Consider the following 19782-nt stretch of genomic DNA (forward strand, 5'->3'; position numbering starts at 1 on the left):
CACGACAGCGCCCGAGTTGTGATGCAACGGTTGGAGCCTGAGTCACGTAACGCTATACTGCTCCTCTTTCATCACACGCCAATGTCGACATCATCTATGCCTGTTTTTGCCCTGCTCGCGCTTGTTGCCTACTCCATCAGCCTCGCGCTGATCATTCCTGGCCTGCTGCAAAAAAACAGCGGCTGGCGGCGCATGGCGATGTTGTCAGCAGTTATCGCCTTGATTTGCCATGCTTTTGCGCTGGAATCCCGCATTCTGCCCGGCGGAGATGCAGGCCAAAATCTGAGCCTGCTGAACGTCGGTTCGCTGGTCAGCCTGATGATCTGTACGGTGATGACGATTGTGGCTTCGCGCAACCGGGGCTGGCTGCTGCTGCCGATTGTGTATGCCTTCGCTTTAATTAACCTGGCCTTCGCCACTTTTATGCCCAACGAGTTCATCACTCACCTGGAAACGACGCCGGGCATGATGGTGCACATTGGTCTGTCGCTGTTTGCTTACGCAACGCTGATTATCGCGGCGCTTTACGCCCTGCAGCTGGCGTGGATTGACTATCAGCTCAAGAACAAGAAACTCGCTTTCAGCAACGAAATGCCGCCGCTGATGAGCATTGAGCGGAAAATGTTTCACATCACCCAGGTGGGCGTCGTCCTCCTGACCCTGACCCTCTGCACCGGCCTGTTCTATCTGCACAACCTGTTCAGCGTCGAAAATATCGATAAAGCCGTCCTTTCTATTATTGCGTGGTTTGTCTATATCGTGTTGTTGTGGGGTCACTATCATGAAGGCTGGCGCGGACGCCGCGTGGTCTGGTTTAACGTGGCGGGCGCAGGACTTCTGACGCTGGCCTATTTTGGCAGCCGCGTCCTCCAGCAGTTTGCCAGCTAAGACTTAAAGGAATTTCCGTTGGAACATATCTCAACCACGACGCTTATCATCACGCTTGTCGTCATGGTGATTATCTCCGCCTACTTCTCCGGCTCAGAAACCGGGATGATGACGCTCAACCGCTACCGCCTGCGCCACATGGCGAAACAGGGCAACAGCGCCGCAAAGCGCGTCGAAAAGCTGCTGCGCAAGCCGGATCGCCTGATTAGCCTGGTGCTGATCGGCAATAACCTCGTCAATATTCTCGCCTCGGCGCTCGGCACCATTGTTGGCATGCGCCTCTACGGCGATGCGGGCGTGGCGATTGCCACCGGTATTCTGACCTTCGTGGTGCTGGTCTTCGCCGAAGTGCTGCCAAAAACCATCGCCGCGCTGTACCCGGAAAAAGTGGCTTATCCGAGCAGCTTCCTGCTGGCACCGCTGCAAATTCTGATGATGCCGCTGGTGTGGCTGCTCAACACCATCACCCGCATCTTGATGCGCATGATGGGCATCAAAACGGAAACCTCCATCACCGGCGCGCTCAGCAAAGACGAACTGCGCACCATCGTGAACGAATCGCGCTCGCAAATTTCCCGCCGCAATCAGGACATGCTGCTGTCGGTGCTGGATCTGGAAAAAGTCAGCGTCAACGACATCATGGTGCCGCGCAACGAAATCGTCGGCATCGACATCAACGACGACTGGAAATCCATCGTCCGCCAGCTGACTCACTCTCCGCACGGGCGCATCGTGCTTTACCGCGACTCGCTGGATGACACCATCAGCATGCTGCGTGTGCGTGAAGCCTACCGCCTGATGACTGAGAAAAAAGAGTTCACCAAAGAAGTGATGCTGCGCGCGGCGGATGAAATCTACTACGTCCCGGAAGGCACGCCGCTCAGCACCCAACTAGTCAAATTCCAGCGTAACAAAAAGAAAGTGGGCCTGGTGGTGGACGAGTACGGCGATATTCAGGGGCTGGTAACGGTTGAAGATATTCTGGAAGAGATCGTTGGCGACTTTACCACCTCGATGTCGCCATCGCTGGCGGAAGAAGTCACGCCACAGAATGACGGCTCGGTGATTATCGAAGGCACCGCTAACGTGCGCGAACTGAACAAAGCCTTCAACTGGCGTCTGCCGGAAGATGATGCCCGCACCATGAACGGGGTGATTCTGGAAGCGCTGGAAGAGATCCCTGCTATCGGGACACGCGTACGCATCAGCCAGTACGACATCGATATTCTCGACGTACAGGACAACATGATTAAGCAGGTGAAGGTGGTGCCGGTGAAATCGCTGCGGGAGAGCGTGGCGGAGTAAACGCTTAACAGAGAAATGCAGCCGGGCAAGGCTTCCGCCAGCGCCCGGCTTTTTTATGCCTGATTAGGCTTTCGCTTTTGCGACAGAAACCATCGCCGCGCGAATGGTACGGCCGTTCAGGGTGTAGCCCTTCTGCATCACCATCAGCACGTTACCCGCCGCAACATCTTCAGATTCGACCATCGCAATGGCCTGATGCACGTTCGGGTCCATCGGCACGTTAGTGTCACCGACCACTTCCACACCGTACTTACGTACCACGTCGAGCATGGATTTCAGGGTCAGTTCAATCCCTTCGACCATTGGCGCCATGTCCGGATTGGCTTTATCCGCCACTTCCAGCGCGCGATCCAGGCTGTCGATGACCGGCAGCAGATCGTTGACGAACTTCTCAAGGGCGAATTTATGTGCCTTCTCGACGTCCTGCTCGGTACGACGACGCAGGTTTTCCATCTCGGCCTTCACACGCATCACGCCGTCGCGCTCACGGGTCTGCGCTTCGACGAGTTGAGCTTCCAGATTCGCAATGGTTTCATCGCGCGGATCCACCTGCTCAGCCGAAGTTTCAGGCTCCACGGCCTCTACCTCATCGTGCTGGTCCTTGATAATTTCTTCCGGGGCTTGCCCCTCAGGCGTTTTCTGTTCTTTACTACTCATGAATTTCTCCGCGTTTTTTCGTATTCATCTCGCTGACTTCGCTTATTATGGGGATCGTGCTGCGGGATTCAAGGGAAGCAGGCACATTGTCATCATTCATTTGCCACAAGGACCTCCAGAAAATGAACAATCATTTCAAGTGTATCGGTATTGTCGGCCATCCCCGTCACCCTACCGCGCTCACCACACATGAAATGCTGTACCGCTGGCTGTCAGGCAAAGGCTATGAAGTCATTGTGGAACAACAGATTGCGCATGAGCTGAAATTAAAAAACGTGGCAACCGGCACGCTGGCGGAAATTGGGCAACAGGCCGACCTGGCCGTGGTGGTTGGCGGCGACGGCAATATGCTGGGTGCCGCGCGTACGCTTGCCCGCTACGATATAAAAGTCATCGGCATCAACCGCGGCAACCTGGGCTTCCTGACCGATCTCGACCCGGACAACGCCCATCAGCAGTTAGCCGACGTACTCGAAGGCCACTACATCACCGAGAAACGCTTTTTGCTGGAGGCGCAGGTGTGCCAGAAGGATTGCCAGAAGCGCATCAGCACGGCAATCAATGAAGTCGTGCTGCATCCTGGCAAAGTGGCGCACATGATTGAATTTGAAGTTTATATCGACGAAGTTTTTGCCTTCTCCCAGCGTTCCGATGGGCTGATTATCTCCACCCCAACGGGTTCCACTGCCTATTCTCTCTCCGCGGGCGGCCCCATTCTGACCCCTTCTCTGGATGCGATTACGCTGGTGCCCATGTTCCCGCACACGCTCTCCGCTCGCCCGCTGGTCATCAACAGCAGCAGCACCATTCGCCTGCGCTTTGCCCATCCGCGAACCGACCTCGAAATCAGCTGCGACAGCCAGATTGCGCTGCCAATTCAGGAAGGCGAAGACGTGCTGATCCGCCGCTGCGACTATCACCTCAACCTGATTCACCCGAAAGACTACAACTATTTCAACACCTTGAGTTCAAAGCTCGGCTGGTCAAAAAAATTGTTCTGATTTTGCCCTCGCCTCTTTACTGTATAAAAAACCAGTTTATACTGTATGAAAACACAGTTATGGTTTTTTATACAGGAAGACAACAATGCTGGCACAACTGACCATCAGTAACTTTGCAATCGTACGTGAACTCGAAATCGATTTTCACCACGGCATGACCGCCATCACCGGGGAAACCGGGGCCGGGAAATCCATTGCAATTGATGCGCTCGGGCTGTGCCTGGGCGGGCGTGCAGAAGGTGATATGGTACGGCGCGGCGCAGACCGTGCCGATCTCTGCGCCCGTTTTGCCCTGAAAGATACCCCTGCCGCCCTGCGCTGGCTGGAAGCCAATCAGCTGGAAGACGGGCGTGAGTGTTTACTTCGCCGCGTCATCAGCAGCGACGGGCGCTCACGTGGTTTTATCAATGGCACCGCCGTTCCTCTCTCTCAATTGCGTGAACTGGGTCAGCTGCTGATCCAAATCCACGGCCAGCACGCGCACCAGCAGCTGATAAAGCCTGAGCATCAAAAAGCGCTGCTCGACGGCTATGCGGGCGAATCTGAACTCACTCAGCGTATGGCCGATAACTACCGCCAGTGGCACCAGAGCTGCCGCGATCTGGCCCAGCACCAGCAGCAAAGCCATGAGCGTGCGGCACGTGCCGAACTGCTCCAGTATCAGTTGAAAGAGCTCAATGAGTTCCAGCCGCTGGCGGGTGAATTTGAACAGATAGATGAAGAGTACAAGCGTCTCGCCAACAGCGGTCAGCTGATCAGCACCAGCCAGCACGCGCTGACGCTGCTGGCAGACGGCGAAAATGACAACCTGCAAAGCCAACTCTACAGCACGCGTCAGTTGGTCACCGAACTGGTGAGCATGGACAGCAAGCTCTCTGGCGTCCTGGAGATGCTGGAAGAAGCCGCCATTCAGCTTAGCGAAGCCAGCGACGAGCTGCGTCACTATTGCGACAGGCTGGATCTCGATCCTAATCGCCTGTTTGAGCTGGAACAGCGCATCTCGCGCCAGATTACCCTTGCGCGTAAGCACAGCGTCACGCCGGAAGAGCTTCCTGTCTTTTATCAGGCACTGCTCGACGAACAGCAGCAGTTAGACGATCAGGCCGACTCACAAGAAACGCTGAGCCTTGCGGTGAAAAAACATCATCAGCAGGCGCTGGAAACTGCCGAAGCCCTGCACACCCTGCGCCTTGCCAGCGCCGCGGAACTTGCCGGGTTGATTACCGAAAGTATGCATTCGCTCTCCATGCCTCACGGGCAGTTCACTATCGACGTCGCCTTTGAGGAGAAACACCTGACCGCAGAAGGTGCCGATCGCATTGAGTTCCGCGTCACCACCAACCCCGGCCAGCCTTTACAGCCGATTGCGAAAGTCGCTTCCGGTGGCGAACTCTCCCGTATTGCGCTCTCCATTCAGGTGATCACCGCCCGGAAAATGGAAACCCCGGCGCTGATTTTCGATGAGGTGGATGTCGGTATCAGCGGCCCGACGGCCGCCGTCGTCGGCAAGCTGCTGCGCCAGTTGGGTGAGTCCACTCAGGTTATGTGCGTTACTCACCTGCCACAGGTGGCGGGATGTGGACATCATCATTTCTTCGTCAGCAAGGAAACCGACGGCGAAATGACCGAAACACATATGCAACCGCTCGATAAACGCGCGCGCCTGCAGGAGCTGGCACGTCTGTTGGGCGGCAGCGAAGTCACCCGCAATACGCTGGCGAATGCCAAAGAGTTGCTGGCTGCGTAAACTTTTTCGCAAACCCAGAGTCTGAGTTCACAACAAAAAAACGCCAACAGACCGGACGACAAGGTTTTATTGTGATGAAAGGTCTATTATCATCGACAAATTACAATTGAGCCGTGAACTGCTCGGGCCCGAAAAGGAATGAAATCACTATGCGCTGTAAAATGCTGACTGCTGCCGCAGCGGTTCTTCTGATGTTGACCGCAGGCTGTTCCACTCTGGAGCGAGTGGTTTACCGTCCTGATATCAACCAGGGTAACTATCTGGCACCAAACGACGTCGCAAAAATTCGTGTCGGCATGACACAACAGCAGGTTGCTTACGCTCTGGGCACCCCGATGATGTCCGATCCGTTCGGCACCAACACCTGGTTCTACGTGTTCCGTCAGGAACCAGGTCACGAGAAGGTCACTCAGCAGACGCTGACCCTGACCTTTAACAGCAGCGGTGTGCTGACCAACATCGACAACAAACCGGCGCTGACCAACTAAGCCCGGCAGACGAAAAAAAAGCGCTCAGTGAGCGCTTTTTTATTTTTCGGCTTTCTCCGCGCGCTGGCGGCGCAGCGCTTTCGGGTCAGCAATCAACGGGCGATAAATCTCAACCCGATCGCCATTATGCACTTCATCATGCAGTTTTACCGCCCGACTCCAGATGCCCACCTTATTGCTGGAGAGATCAATCTCCGGGCGCAACTTCATGATACCGCTGGCCGCAATCGCCTGTTCAACGGTGGCACCTTCTGCCAGCGATACTTTTTGCAGGTACTGTTTTTCAGGCAGCGCGTAAACCACTTCCACGGAGATATCAGCCGACACTGTAAACCTCTTTGGCGCGCAGGGTGAACGCGTGCACCATGTTTGAAGCCAGCTCTTTAAAGATTCGGCCGAACGCCATCTCAATCAGCTTGTTAGTGAACTCAAAGTCGAGATGAAACTCGATTTTGCAGGCGTCCTGGCTCAGTGGAATGAACTTCCAGCCGCCGATCAGCTTCTTGAACGGGCCATCCACCAGATGCATCAGGATGCTCTGATTGCTGGTCAGGGTGTTGCGGGTTGTGAAGGTTTTGCTGATCCCCGCTTTGGAGACGTCTACCGCCGCGGTCATTTGCGATGGACCCGCTTCCAGCACGCGACTACCGGTGCAACCGGGTAAGAAGTCCGGGTAGGCGTTGACATCGTTCACGAGCTGATACATCTGTTGTGCACTGTAGGGTACAAGTGCAGTACGACTAATCTGAGGCATGGCAATTTCCACTCACTGTTCTGGCGCAAATAATATCATTTATCCCCTGCTAAAAAAAACGCTGCGCCACAACTCGTGCTAAGATAGCCCATTACGCCTCGCGGGAAGATTGAGGCCACGTACAGAAAAAATGACTTCAGGACACCATGACTAAGAAAAAAGCGAACAAACCTGGATCAGCCACTATCGCGCTGAATAAACGCGCCCGTCACGAATATTTTATCGAAGATGAGTATGAAGCGGGTCTGGCCCTGCAAGGCTGGGAGGTAAAATCCCTGCGCGCCGGTAAAGCCAACATTGGCGACAGCTACGTCATCCTGCGCGATGGCGAAGCCTTCCTCTTCGGCGCAAACTTTACGCCGCTGGCCGTTGCCTCAAGCCACTACGTCTGCGATCCAACCCGTACCCGCAAGCTGCTGCTGAATCAGCGCGAGCTGGATACGCTGTATGGTCAAATCAACCGCGACGGTTACACCGTGCTGGCCCTCTCCCTCTACTGGAAGAACGCCTGGTGCAAGGTGAAGATTGGCGTGGCGAAAGGTAAGAAAATGCATGACAAGCGCACCGACCTGAAAAATCAGGAGTGGGCGCGCGACAAAGCCCGCATCATGAAAAACGCCGGACGCTAACGCCGTCAGGCCATCACTCTCCCGACCTGTATTCACAGCAGGTCGGAATTTATTCTGAAAAAATGTCTTCCCCCTCTTCGTTTAATAATCTCTCCCTGGTTCACTGCTAATAACGATTCAGCCACAGGCGCGCTTTAATATGTATCGTGATATATCATGTAATATCTGACGGGTTTATTTTTCCTTATTATTCGATATGCAACCGTAAAGGGACTGGGATCGCATAAAAACGCAATATTTAAAATAAAAACGAGATATTTATCACGCCCCCATCCAGTTGAAACATTAGCGATGGTAATCATTCTCACTTTGTACCAACCAAGAGCAGTTTACACCCTCTTCAATTTAACCAATAAATATCAACCAATTAAAATAGAACCGCGTTAATGCCGTCCTGGATAGTCTCGCAAGACAGGTCCGATAACTACCCACAGTGGGTACTAAACATTCACTTTGACTAAATAGCAGTTAACCTCTGCTTAATTTGCGCATTCTTTCGTTCCTGTCTATATCATGATCAGCACGCAGTAAAATTAAGCCGATAAAAAACAGGGGTTTTCGTCTCAGAATAATTCATTCGTCAATCTGTTACTCACATTATTTATTGACTGCTTTCACTGGCAACGGATTTGCTCGCAAAAAATTTAAGATAAGGGTCAACCCATTTAAGGCATTAACTGCAGGAATACGTTTTATCGTGCGGCGTTGAAATCTTGCCCGCAGAAACGGTAACACCACTTTCTTCGAATGGAGTGATAACCATGCGTTCTGTTTCCGTCATTTCCGAACTGACTGGCGTCACCAGCAATGTGACCGCTTCTGAAGTCACCCTCACTGCACCGTCCGTTGTGAAGCTTCAGCTTGAGCGCTCGGATATCGCCTCTATTACCCGCTCCGGCCAGGACATGGTTATCCAGCTGCACTCCGGTGAAACCGTCACTATCCGGAATTTTTACGTTGAAAACCCACAGGGTGCTAACCAGCTGGTGCTTGAAGACAGCAATGGCGCGCTGTGGTGGGTCCAAGACACCGCCGGTAATTTCCATTTCCAGCAAATCGATAACCTCGACGCCTTTATGGTGGCGGAAGGCCACTCTGACGGGGGCGCTATCTGGCCATGGGTTCTCGGCGGTGTCGCCGTTGCCGCAGGTATCGGCATTGCCGCTGGCGGTGGTGGTGGCGGCGGCGGAGGTTCAGACAAGAGTTCCGGTGACGGTGATAACGGAAACGGCAACGGCAACGGCAACGGCAACGGCAATGGAAATGGGAACAACGGCAACGGGAATGGCAATAACGGAAATGGCAATGGAACCAATGGCAACGGGAACACCGATACCACGCCGCCTGCGGCCCCAACAAACCTTGCCGTCTCACAGGACGGCAAAACATTAACCGGTAAAGCCGAGCCGGGCAGCACCGTTGAGGTGAAAGATGCCAATGGTAACGTCATTGGCAAAGGCACTGCAGGCAGCGACGGCAGCTTCAGTATCACCCTCAACACACCGCAGCTCAGCGGTGAGCATCTGAGCGTGAATGCCACAGACAAAGCGGGCAACACCGGCCCTTCCGCGGACGTAACGGCACCGAATGTCGACCTGCCGGAAACCCCGGCCATCCTCAGTGCCGTGAACGATCACGGTTCCGTGCCCACCAGCTTCGGTAACAATCAGCAGACCAATGACAACACGCCGACGCTGAAAGGGACCGGCAGCGCGGGCAGCACGGTCCATATTTTTGAGAATGGGCATCAGATTGGCACCGCAGTCGTCGGCGCCAATGGCACCTGGAGCTTTAACATCAGCCCGGCGCTGTCCGAAGGGACTCACTCGTTCACCGCGATTGCCTATAACATCAAGGGCCACAGCATTGAGTCATCGCACTTCACCCTGACGGTGGACACCGTGGCGCCGGACGCACCACAGCTCACCGCCGTAACAGACGACGTGGGTTCCATTACAGGCTCACTGCACGCGGGATCTGTCACCGACGACGCGAAGCCGACCTTCACCGGTAAAGGGGAAGTGGGCGATATCGTTAAGATCTACGACGGTCAGACGCTGCTTGGCACCACCACGGTGGACAGCAGCGGCAACTGGAGCTTTACGCCATCCCAGCCTCTGTCTGAAACCTCGCACACTATTACCATCACCCAGACGGACAAAGCAGGCAACGTCAGTGGTATCACAACCGTACCGACCTTTACTGTAGACGTGACGCCACCGGACCCGGCGCACATTTCCACGGTTTCGCCGAACGGCGCAACCGTCACCGGGACGGCAGAAGCGGGAAGCACGGTATCCATTTATGACAGTAACAATGTCCTGTTAGGCACAACTGTCGTCGGCAGCAACGGCGATTTCACCGTCACCCTGAACCCGGCCAAAACCCACGGCGAACAGCTGGAGGCCCGTATTCAGGATGCGGCGGGCAACGTTGGGCAGCCTACAGATTTCGATGCCTCCGACTCCGGCTTCCCGAGCCAGCCGGTGATTGTCACTATCAATGACAACGTTGACCCTGTTCAGGGCACTGTCGCGAACGGCGGCAACACCAACGATAACACGCCAACCCTTACCGGGACGGCGGAACCGGGAGCGGTGATTACCATCAGCGACAATGGCACACCTTTACTGCCGCTGGTGATTGCCGACGGTAATGGCGACTGGAGCTTTACGCCAGTGCCCCCTCTTCTCGATGGCGATCATGTATTCACCGCCACCGCCTCTAACATCGCAGGAGAGAGCGCCCCTTCTGCCTCGTTCACCGTTGACGTGGATACCACTCCACCCGTGCTCGACGATCTGGCCGTGGTCAATCAGGGTCAGACGCTGACCGGCACCACCGAAGCAGGCAGCACTGTGGTTGTAAAAGACAGCCACGGCACACAGCTTGGCACCGGCACCGCCGATCAGAACGGGAAATTCTCCATCACCCTCAGCACGCCGCAGAAAAACGGTGAAACGCTCACCGTGAGCGTGACTGACAAAGCCGCCAACGTCGGTGTTAGTGACAACGTGATTGCCCCGGACACCACCCCTCCGGGCGCGCCGACCGGGCTCACCGTGGCACCTGATGGTCTGAGCGTCAGCGGCCAGGCCGAGCCATTCAGCACCGTCACCATCAAGGATGGTAACGGCAATGTGCTGGGTACAGGCGTAACGAACAGCGCAGGAAACTTTGTCGCCATCCTGAACAGTCCACAGCTTAACGGCCAGGGCCTGCTGGCTACCGCCACGGATGCCGCACACAACACCGGGCCTGCCGCCAGCGTGGTCGCCCCTGATATCACCCCGCCAGACGCGCCGGACAATCTGCTGGTTAACGCCACCGGCACCGTGTTGACCGGGCACGCAGAAGCGGGCAGCACCATTACGGTAAAAGATCCTCTCGGCAATATCATTGGCACCGGAAAAGCCGGGGCAACCGACGGGTTATTCACCATCACCCTGACCCCGGCCCAGGATAACGGCGGGATCCTTTCCGCCACCGCGACCGATCTTGCCAACAATACCAGCCTGCCGGGCTTTGCCACTGCGCCGGACATCACCGCGCCGGATGAGCCACTGATTCTGGACGTGGTGGACGACGTCATCGGGATCGTCGGTTCCGTGCTTGACGGACACACCACCAACGACGCCCTGCCGACGCTCTCTGGTACGGCGGAAATTGGCTCCACCGTGAAGGTGTATGAAAACGGCAACCTGCTGGGAACCGCCACCATCAACGGCACGGGCCAGTGGACGTTTACCCCATCCAGCGCGCTGTCGGAAGGCACCCATCAGTTTATCGTCACCTCCACGGACGCCGCAGGCAACGTCAGCAGCTCTGCGCCGTGGAATATTGTTGTCGATACCGTGGCACCTCAGCTCCCGGCGATCACCCTGGTCAATGACGATGCGCCGGGTCTGCTCGGTGCTATCGCCAAAGGCGGATTAACCAACGACAGCACGCCAACCGTCAGCGGCACCGCGCAGCCAGGCTCCATCTTGCACCTGTTCGATAACGGCGCGCACGTCACGGATATTACCGTCGGCGCTTCCGGGACCTGGAGCTACACCTTCAACCCCGCGCTCACCGGGCTGGACCATTCGCTGACCGTGAACGCCAGCGATGATTTTGGCAACACCTCGGCCACCTCTAGCGCCTGGACATTCACCCTCGACACCACGCCGCCGAACCTGCCGGTCATTGATGACGTCACTACCGCAGGCAACGTGCCTCTCGCTCCGGGTCAGCTAACCAATGAGACGTTACCGCACCTGAGCGGCCGCGGAGATATTGGCTCGGTCATCACCTTCTACGACAACGGCAAAGAGATAGGCACCGCCACGGTGGACGGCAGTGGTCATTGGACATTTACCCCGCCCGTGCCGCTCGGCGACGGCAGTCATCTGCTGAGCGCCAACGCCTCCGATAACGCCGGGAACGTCAGCACGAACGTGGACTTCACGCTGAAGGTTGATGCCACCGCGCCGGGCGCACCGGCCATTATCTCTGCCACCGCAGGGGCAGACGTCCTGGCAAACGGCAGCACCACCAACGACATCGACCCGATGTTCAGCGGCAACGCAGAGGCGAATTCAACGGTCACGCTTTACAACAACGGCGTCTTCTTAGCGACCGTGAATACCAACGCTAGCGGGCAGTGGAACTACACCCCGATCGTTCCGCTGATCCCTGGCCTGCACGTGATCACCGCCACGGCTACCGACCAGGCGGGTAACACAGGTCCTGTCTCCAGCGGGTTCTCGGTGATTATCGACATCGCGGCTCCGCTTACCCCGGATGCACCGCTGGTCACAGACAATCAGCTGCCGGTGGTCGGCAACGTGCTAAACGGCGGGGCCACAAACGACACCACCCCAACCTTCAGCGGAACCGGCGAGGTGGGCAGTACCATCACGATTTATAATGGCGCGACCCCCATCGGCATCGCAACGGTCGGCCAGGGCGGCACCTGGAGCTATACGCCATCCACGCCGCTAACCAATGGCACAACTTACGTTATCACCACCACGGAAACCGACACTGCCGGGAATACCAGCCCGCACTCGCCAACGGTGACCATCACCATTGATACATCGCTGCCTGGCGCACCGGTTATCAGCTACGCGGAAGATAACGTCGGCGGCATACAAACCAACGTCCTGAATAACGGCACCACCGATGACAATACGCCACAGCTGCACGGCACGGCGGAAGCCAACAGCACCGTCACCATCAGCTACGGCGGCACGGTGCTGGGCACCGCGGTAGCCGATGGCCTCGGCAACTGGACGTTGCCGCTGACCAATACGCTGCTCGACGGGACCTACACCTTCACCGCCACGGCCACCGACAAGGCCGGAAACGTCAGCGGCAGCTCCACAAGCTTCACGCTGACCATAGACTCCAGCGTGCTGACCATCCCGGTCGTCACGGCCATTACGGATAACGTCGCCCCCGTGACCGGCAATCTGACCAGCGGAATGTTCACCAACGACACGACGCTGGATATCTCTGGCACAGGGAAAAACGGCACCACAATCACCATCCTTGACAACGGCTCGCCGATTGGCACCGCGACCGTCAGCGGGGGAGTCTGGTCATATACCACCCCGACGCTGTCGGAAACGCCGCATAACTTCACTTTTACCGCTGCAGACGGGCTTGGCAATGTGACGCTGCCAGGAGCACCGATTACGATCACCGTCGATACCCAGCCACCAGCCGCACCATCAGTTGACGTGGTCGGGCCGGACGGAACCACGGTCACTGGCATCACCGAGCCCTTTGCTACCGTTATCATCAAAAATGCCAGCGATGTGGAAATTGGTCGCGGCACCGCAGATGCGCTGGGCAACTACACGGCAATCCTTTCCCCGGCCCAGACGGGGGCTCAGGATCTGACGGCCACCGCCGTTGACCGTGCGGGCAACGAAAGCCCTGAAACAGATTTCACAGCCAACAACTCTGGCCTGCCGGACGTACCGTCTATCACCCTGATATTTGACGATGTAGGCACGATAACCGGGGCGGTATCAGCAGGCGGCAGAACCGATGACACCACGCCAACCCTGAGCGGCAAAGCCGACGCGGGCGTGACGGTCAATGTCTTCGTTGACGGTCTGCTGGCAGGTACGGTGGTCGCAGACGGGGGTGGCAACTGGAGCTTCCCAATAACCGGCGCGTTGGGCGAAGGCCTGCACAACTTTACGGTGTCCGCCACCAACGCCACCGGCACCGGCGGGCTCTCGGCCCCGACGGCCATCACCGTCGATTTTAGCGCCCCGTCGCTGCCGATCATTCTCAACGCCATTGACGACGTTCCGGGCAACACGGGGATCGTCGGCAGCGGCCAGTTGACCAACGACACGCGACCCACGCTTAACGGGCTTGCTGAAGGGAACGCCACCATCACCGTGTACGACAATGGCGTTAAGATCGGGACGACCGTAGCCGACGGCAGCGGCATCTGGAGCTTCACGCCGTCGGGCGATCTCGCCAGCATTTCACATGATTTCACCGTCACCGCCACGGATGTTGCGGGTAACACCAGCGGGTTCTCTGGCTCTTACACCCTTAATATTGATGCCGTCGCACCGGGCCTCCCGACCATCACCGCAGTCACCAACGACAACGTGATCCCGAACGTGGTTATCAACCCAGGCCTGTCTACCAACGACACTCAGCCGCTGCTGACCGGCACAGGGGAAATTGGCAGCACCATCAGCGTTTATGACGGCACAACCCTGCTCGGCACGACAACGGTGGGGGGTTCCGGCAGCTGGACCTTTAATTTCCCTGTCGGCACCACGCTTGCCAACGGCAGCCACACTTTGACCGTGACCGCCACCGATCCAGCTGGCAACACCAGCCAGCCTTCAGTCGGCTATCCGATCGTTATCGACACCGTTGCGCCGCTAGTGCCAACGCTGACGTCGGTGGTCGACGATCAGCCGGGCAACGTCGGCAATCTGGTCAATGGGCAGCTCACCAACGACACCACACCGACGCTCAACGGACGCGGTGAAGTGGGTGCCACCGTCACCGTCTACTCCGACGGCACGGCGGTCGGCAGTGCCGTGGTGGATGGCGCAGGCAACTGGAGTGTCACCACTTCGGCGTTAGCTAACGGCCCGCATGTCCTCACGATTGGCCAGAAGGATCCGGCGGGCAACACCAGCGGCATCTCCGGCGGCTTCACCGTTAACGTGGACGCCCTGCCACCCGCAGCCCCTGTTATCACTTCCGTCGCCGACAATACTGCGCCGGTCATCGGCGTGGTTGCTGACGGAGGCGTGACTAACGAAACGCACCCGACCATCAGCGGCACATCCGAAGGCGGCGCGACCATCACAATCTACAACGGTTCGACGGTGCTCGGCACCACGACGGCGAATGCTCTGGGTGTCTGGAGCTTCACGCCGACCACCGCGCTGACGCCAGCCACCTGGACCATTACCGCCACCGCCACCGATGCGGCGGGCAATACCGGCACGGCTTCGGACGTTCGCACCTTTACCGTCGATACCGCCGCCCCGACTGCGCCAGTTATCTCTACCGTCTATGACGATCAGGGCGCGATAACGGGGAACCTGGGCAACGGCGCGGTCACCGACGATCTGCGCCCGGCCATTAGCGGCACCAGCGAAGCCAATGCCATCGTCAAAATTTATGACAATGGCACTTTGCTGACGACGATCACCGCCAACGCCAGCGGGGCGTGGAGTTACACGCCAACCGCCGATCTGCTTCAGGGGAATCACGTTATCACCGCCACGGCAACGGATGCGGCTGGCAATCTGAGCGGAGCGTCCAACAGCTTCAGTTTCGTGGTTGACTCCCTGGCGCCGCTGGCACCGGTTATCACCTCGCTCAGCGATGACGTCGCGCCTGGAATCGGGCCGATTGTGGTCGGTGGCAGCACCAACGACAACACCCCGACGCTGACCGGTACGGCGGAAGTAGGTGCAACGATACGCATTTATGACGGCACCACTCTGGTGGGCACCGCGGTTGCGGATGCCGTGGGCACCTGGATTGTCACCACCTCAACGCTCTCCGATGGCCCGCACTCGCTGACAGCAAAATCCGTCGATGCCGCAGGCAACATCAGCGGCTCGTCCCTGCCGTTTGCCATCACCGTCGATACGGCCACGCCGAATGCGCCGGTGCTTATTTCCGTCACCGATGATGTGGCTGGCGGAGCGCTCGGAGTGCTGACTAACGGCCAGTTGACCAATGACAATCTGCCAACGCTCACCGGCACCGCTGAAGCGGGCAGCACCGTCAGCGTCTACGATGGATCAACCTTGCTGGGCACCACCGTTGTCGCCGTTGGTGGGGCCTGGAGCTTTACGCCATCAACTGCTCTGGGGGACGGATCCCACACGCTGACCGTCACCTCGACCGATGCCGCAGGCAACGTCAGTGCCCCGACAGCTGGCTTCACCGTAGTCGTGGATGCCACGCTGCCGGTGACGCCGGTTATCACCTCAATCATGGATGACATTCCAGGCATCGTGGGCGCCGTCGGCAACGGCCAGTTCACCAACGACAGCCTGCCTGCCCTGAACGGCACGGCAGAAGCCAACAGCACCGTGCGGATCTACGACGGCAGCACTCTGGTCGCCACCGTCACCGCTAACGGCGCAGGCAACTGGACATGGACGCCAACCGTTGCCCTGACGCAGGGGAACCACAGCTTTACGGTGACCTCCACGGATGCCGCTGGCAACCTGAGCGCCACCTCAACGGCTGCGGCAATCATCGTCGATACGGTTGCGCCTGGCATCATCACCGGCCTTGCGGTGAACGGCACCGGGACCCGCGTCACCGGTACGGCGGAAGCAAACAGCACCGTGACCATCACCAGCAGTACCGGCACCGTGCTCGGTACCGCCACGGCGGACGGCACTGGCGCCTTTACCGTCACCGTTTCCCCGGCGCAAACCACCGGGCAGGCGCTGCTGGCCTTCGCTCAGGACAGAGCGGGCAACGTCGGGGTTTCCGTCGGCTTTACCGCCCCGGACACCCGCGTGCCGGATGCGCCAGCCATCACCAGCGTGCTGGATAATCAGGGCCTGTACACCGGCAATCTGACCAACGGCCAGCTCACCAACGACGCCACACCAACCCTGAGCGGGACCGCGCAGGCCAACGCCACTGTCACGATTTACAACAACGGTGCGGTACTGGGCACCACCACCGCTAACGCCGCTGGCATCTGGACCTTCACGCCATCCGGCAACATGACCGAGGGCACTCACGCCTTTACCGCGACCGCCACCAACACCAACGGCACGGGCAGCCCGTCGTCCTCATTCAGCGTGAACATCGACACCACGGCACCATCAGCCCCGTCGATCAGCATCAGCGCGGATGGCAGCACCCTGACCGGTGTCGCCGAAGCCAACAGTACAGTCACCATCACCCTGCCGGGCGGTGCGGGCACGCTGACGACGACCGCAGGCAGCGACGGCAACTGGTCCCTGACTCTGCCGGTACGTCAGATTGAGGGAGGACTGTTGACAGCCACCGCCACGGACGTCGCGGGTAACACTTCCGGGCAAGGTTCTGTCACCGCACCTACTCTGCCGTTGTCCGCGAACGACAACGTCACCAGCCTGGCGCTGACTTCCACCGCCACCACCAGCACCGAGCACCTCACGGATTACGGCGTGCTGTTGGTCGGTGCGGTGGGGAATGTGGCGTCGGTGCTCGGCAACGACACGGCCCAGGTGCAGTTCACCATCGCCGACGGTGGGTCGGGTGATGTCACCATTGCCGCCGCCGCCACCGGGATCGTGCTGTCGCTGCTCTCCACCCAGGAGATCCTGGTGCAGAAATACGACACCGCCAGCGGCTCGTGGCAGACCTTTGTCGACTCGTCGAACCCGGCGTTTGCCAATCTGCTGACCCTCGGGGCCAGCGGCGTGTCGCTGAGCCTGACCGGACTCAGCGGCGGGCAGTATCGGGTGGTGACGTACAACAGCAGCCTGCTGGCGACCGGGTCTTACACCAGCCTTGAAGTGGACGTGCAGAAAACCACGGCCGGGACGGTCAGCGGCCCGACCACCCACATCGGCAACGTCATCACCGATCAGGATGCGGGCGGCGGTCAGGACAATGCGCCAACCGGCACGGTAATAACCCAGGTGACCAGCGCCAGCGGCCAGGTGGTGACCGTGGGTGCAGGCGGCGCGGATGTTGTCGGGCTGTACGGCACGCTGCATATCAACCAGGACGGCAGCTACACCTATACGCTGACTAACACCTCAGCGGCGGTGCTCGGCCACAAAGAGAGCTTCACCTACACCATTACCCACAATGGCGTGAGCGACTCGGCGCAGCTGGTGGTCAATCTCGGTCCACAGCCAGCCGTCAGCAGCGTAGTGGCGACAGACAACAGCGCGACGCTGGTGTTTGACACCGACGTCACCTCCATCAACAACGGAGCGTCGTCGCAGTCGGGCTTCACTGTGGTTGGCGTGGGTCTGGGCAACGTGCTAAGCCTCGACGTGCTTGCGAACATGAGCAACCCGATCCGCTTTGACGTAGAGAACGGCAGCACCCGCACGGTGACCCTGCAATCCTCCGTCGGCGGCGTGGCGCTGGCCTCGACCTTTGACCTCTACATCTACCGCTTCAACAACGTGACGCAGCAGTACGAGCAGTACAAAGTGCAAAAAGGCTGGCTGAACGCGCCGCTGCTGGGAGGCTCTTCCAGCCAGCTGACGCTGACCCTGCCGGGCGGTGATTACGTGTTCCTGCTCAACACCGCCAGCGGCATTACCGCGCTGACCGGTTACACGCTGAACATTTTGCAGGACCACACCTACGCCGTGGACAGCCTCACCGCCAGCACCACTGGCAACGTGCTGACCAACGACGTGGTGCCAGCGACGGCAACCATCACTGAAGTGAACGGCGTGGCGATTTCCGCCACCGGCACCACCACCGTCAACGGGCTGTACGGCACGCTGACCATTGATGCGAAGGGCAACTACACCTACACCCTGAAAAGTGGCGTGGGGGCCGACAGCATCAGCACGCCGGACAGCTTCGTCTATACCGTCCGGGCACCGAACGGCGACACGGACAGCGCTTCACTGAACATCACGCCAACGCCGCAGGCGCTGAATGCCATTGATGACACCAGTGCGGTGATGACCGTCGCCACCGTTCAGGACAGTGTCGCCCTGCCGTCCACGACCGTTGGCGGAGTCACATGGAATGCCGCCCTGCTCAGCGGTACCTCGAAAAGCGGCAGCGGCACCTTTGTGGTGGATCCGAACAGCGTGCTGAAAGGCGCGGTGCTGCACTTTGATGTGGCCTCTCTGCTGGCGCTCGGTGGCCTGAACGTCACCTGGTCACTGACGCTCGGCGGCACCTCCATCGCCAGCGGTAACTTCACCGGTGCACTGCTGTTAGGCACCGGCATCGACTTCGCCTTAACCGGCAAAGAGCTGCTGGCGGGCACCTACACGCTGACGGTGAACGGCAGCATCGGGGCGCTGGGCCTGGGAGCCATCACCATCACGCCGACGCTCACAGGGACGACGTACCACCTGGATACCTTCGACACCAACAGCACCAACGTTCACGGCAATATCTTTGACGGAACGGACGCCGCCGGTGCGCTGGATCAGCTCTCCACGGTGCACACCACCCTGACGGTGAACGGCTACGGCGGCAGCACGGCGACGCTCAACCCGACCAGCAGCACCAGCACCGCCACCATTCAGGGGCATTACGGCACCCTGACCATGAACCTCGACGGCTCGTACAACTACGTGCTGAAAGCGGGCGTCACCGTCGCCTCGATGACCAGCAAGGAGACCTTCACCTACACGCTCAACGATCAGAACGGGCACACGGACACCGCCACCCTGACCATCAACATGAACCCGCAAATCGCAAGTACCAACCAGCACGATGTGATCACCGGGTCGGCCTACGGCGACACGCTGATTTATCACCTGCTGGCAAACGATGCGACGGGGGGCAACAACAACGATAACTGGACCAACTTCAACCTGGCTCAGGGGGACAAGATCGACCTGCGCGAGCTGCTGACCGGCTGGGATCACCAGGCCTCGACGCTGCAAAACTTTGTGAAGGTTGCCACCAACGGCAACGATACGGTTATCTCCATTGACCGCGATGGAACCGGAGGCACCTTCACGCCAACGACTCTTATCACCCTCAATAACGTCCACACCACCTATGAGGAGCTGGTGCAGCAGAACCACATTATTACTGGTTAGGCCATAACAGCCCCGGGCGCTACGGTGTCCGGGGCAAAGCAGAAAAACGTTGTGATTTTTGA

The 19782-nt window shown here is 58.4% G+C and carries 10 protein-coding genes; 7 read left to right on the forward strand and 3 right to left on the reverse strand.

All coding sequences use genetic code 11. From position 1 onward, the window contains the following. Positions 1-96 precede the first annotated feature (96 nt). Both CRO87_RS19975 and CRO87_RS19980 read left to right on the forward strand, forming a co-directional pair. Positions 97-888: an inner membrane protein YpjD gene (locus tag CRO87_RS19975; RefSeq protein WP_097164675.1), complete on the forward strand. Its 792-nt coding sequence runs from the start codon at positions 97-99 to the stop codon at positions 886-888. 18 nt (positions 889-906) lie between these two features. Next, on the forward strand, positions 907-2193 hold the full coding sequence (locus tag CRO87_RS19980) for an HlyC/CorC family transporter (protein ID WP_141398718.1): 1287 nt from the start codon (positions 907-909) through the stop codon (positions 2191-2193). Between the two features lie 63 nt (positions 2194-2256). On the opposite strand, the gene grpE is transcribed toward CRO87_RS19980, so the two are convergent. Beyond that, positions 2257-2850 carry a nucleotide exchange factor GrpE gene (grpE, locus tag CRO87_RS19985; RefSeq protein WP_141398719.1) on the reverse strand — a complete coding sequence of 198 codons (594 nt, stop codon included), beginning with the start codon at positions 2848-2850 and terminating at the stop codon, positions 2257-2259. A 122-nt stretch (positions 2851-2972) separates the two neighbouring features. Here grpE and nadK point away from each other — a divergent pair, with 122 nt between their 5' ends. The 3 genes from nadK (at position 2973) to bamE (ending at position 6086) form a co-directional block, all read left to right on the forward strand. Continuing rightward, a complete protein-coding gene (gene nadK, locus CRO87_RS19990) occupies positions 2973-3851 on the forward strand; it encodes an NAD(+) kinase (protein ID WP_097164677.1) in 879 nt (292 codons plus the stop codon). An 85-nt stretch (positions 3852-3936) separates the two neighbouring features. Then, positions 3937-5598, forward strand: coding sequence for a DNA repair protein RecN (gene recN, locus CRO87_RS19995; RefSeq protein WP_097164678.1), 1662 nt, complete (start codon positions 3937-3939; stop codon positions 5596-5598). 149 nt (positions 5599-5747) lie between these two features. Then, entirely contained in the window at positions 5748-6086 is a 339-nt protein-coding gene (gene bamE / locus CRO87_RS20000; protein WP_097164679.1) for an outer membrane protein assembly factor BamE, read from the forward strand. A 39-nt stretch (positions 6087-6125) separates the two neighbouring features. On the opposite strand, the gene CRO87_RS20005 is transcribed toward bamE, so the two are convergent. Together CRO87_RS20005 and CRO87_RS20010 are read right to left on the reverse strand one after the other, a co-directional pair. Next, entirely contained in the window at positions 6126-6413 is a 288-nt protein-coding gene (locus CRO87_RS20005; protein ID WP_097164680.1) for an RnfH family protein, read from the reverse strand. Next, a complete protein-coding gene (locus CRO87_RS20010; protein WP_097164722.1) occupies positions 6403-6840 on the reverse strand; it encodes a type II toxin-antitoxin system RatA family toxin in 438 nt (145 codons plus the stop codon). The genes CRO87_RS20005 and CRO87_RS20010 overlap by 11 nt, the downstream gene beginning before the upstream one ends. 146 nt (positions 6841-6986) lie before the next feature. Here CRO87_RS20010 and smpB point away from each other — a divergent pair, with 146 nt between their 5' ends. Continuing rightward, a complete protein-coding gene (gene smpB / locus CRO87_RS20015; RefSeq protein ID WP_097164681.1) occupies positions 6987-7469 on the forward strand; it encodes an SsrA-binding protein SmpB in 483 nt (160 codons plus the stop codon). A 761-nt stretch (positions 7470-8230) separates the two neighbouring features. Continuing rightward, on the forward strand, positions 8231-19720 hold the full coding sequence (locus CRO87_RS20020; RefSeq protein WP_097164682.1) for a BapA/Bap/LapF family large adhesin: 11490 nt from the start codon (positions 8231-8233) through the stop codon (positions 19718-19720). Positions 19721-19782 lie beyond the last annotated feature (62 nt).

Origin of the sequence: Enterobacter sp. CC120223-11 (genome assembly GCF_900215375.1) — a bacterium.
Lineage (GTDB): Bacteria > Pseudomonadota > Gammaproteobacteria > Enterobacterales > Enterobacteriaceae > Scandinavium.

Bases quoted from the DNA above. Each gene is read 5' to 3' on its own strand.
- CRO87_RS19975 (WP_097164675.1), top strand. From the start codon at position 97: ATGCCTGTTTTTGCCCTGCTCGCGCTTGTTGCCTACTCCATCAGCCTC.
- grpE (WP_141398719.1), bottom strand. From the start codon at position 2,850: ATGAGTAGTAAAGAACAGAAAACGCCTGAGGGGCAAGCCCCGGAAGAA.
- nadK (WP_097164677.1), top strand. From the start codon at position 2,973: ATGAACAATCATTTCAAGTGTATCGGTATTGTCGGCCATCCCCGTCAC.
- recN (WP_097164678.1), top strand. From the start codon at position 3,937: ATGCTGGCACAACTGACCATCAGTAACTTTGCAATCGTACGTGAACTC.
- bamE (WP_097164679.1), top strand. From the start codon at position 5,748: ATGCGCTGTAAAATGCTGACTGCTGCCGCAGCGGTTCTTCTGATGTTG.
- CRO87_RS20010 (WP_097164722.1), bottom strand. From the start codon at position 6,840: ATGCCTCAGATTAGTCGTACTGCACTTGTACCCTACAGTGCACAACAG.
- smpB (WP_097164681.1), top strand. From the start codon at position 6,987: ATGACTAAGAAAAAAGCGAACAAACCTGGATCAGCCACTATCGCGCTG.
- CRO87_RS20020 (WP_097164682.1), top strand. From the start codon at position 8,231: ATGCGTTCTGTTTCCGTCATTTCCGAACTGACTGGCGTCACCAGCAAT.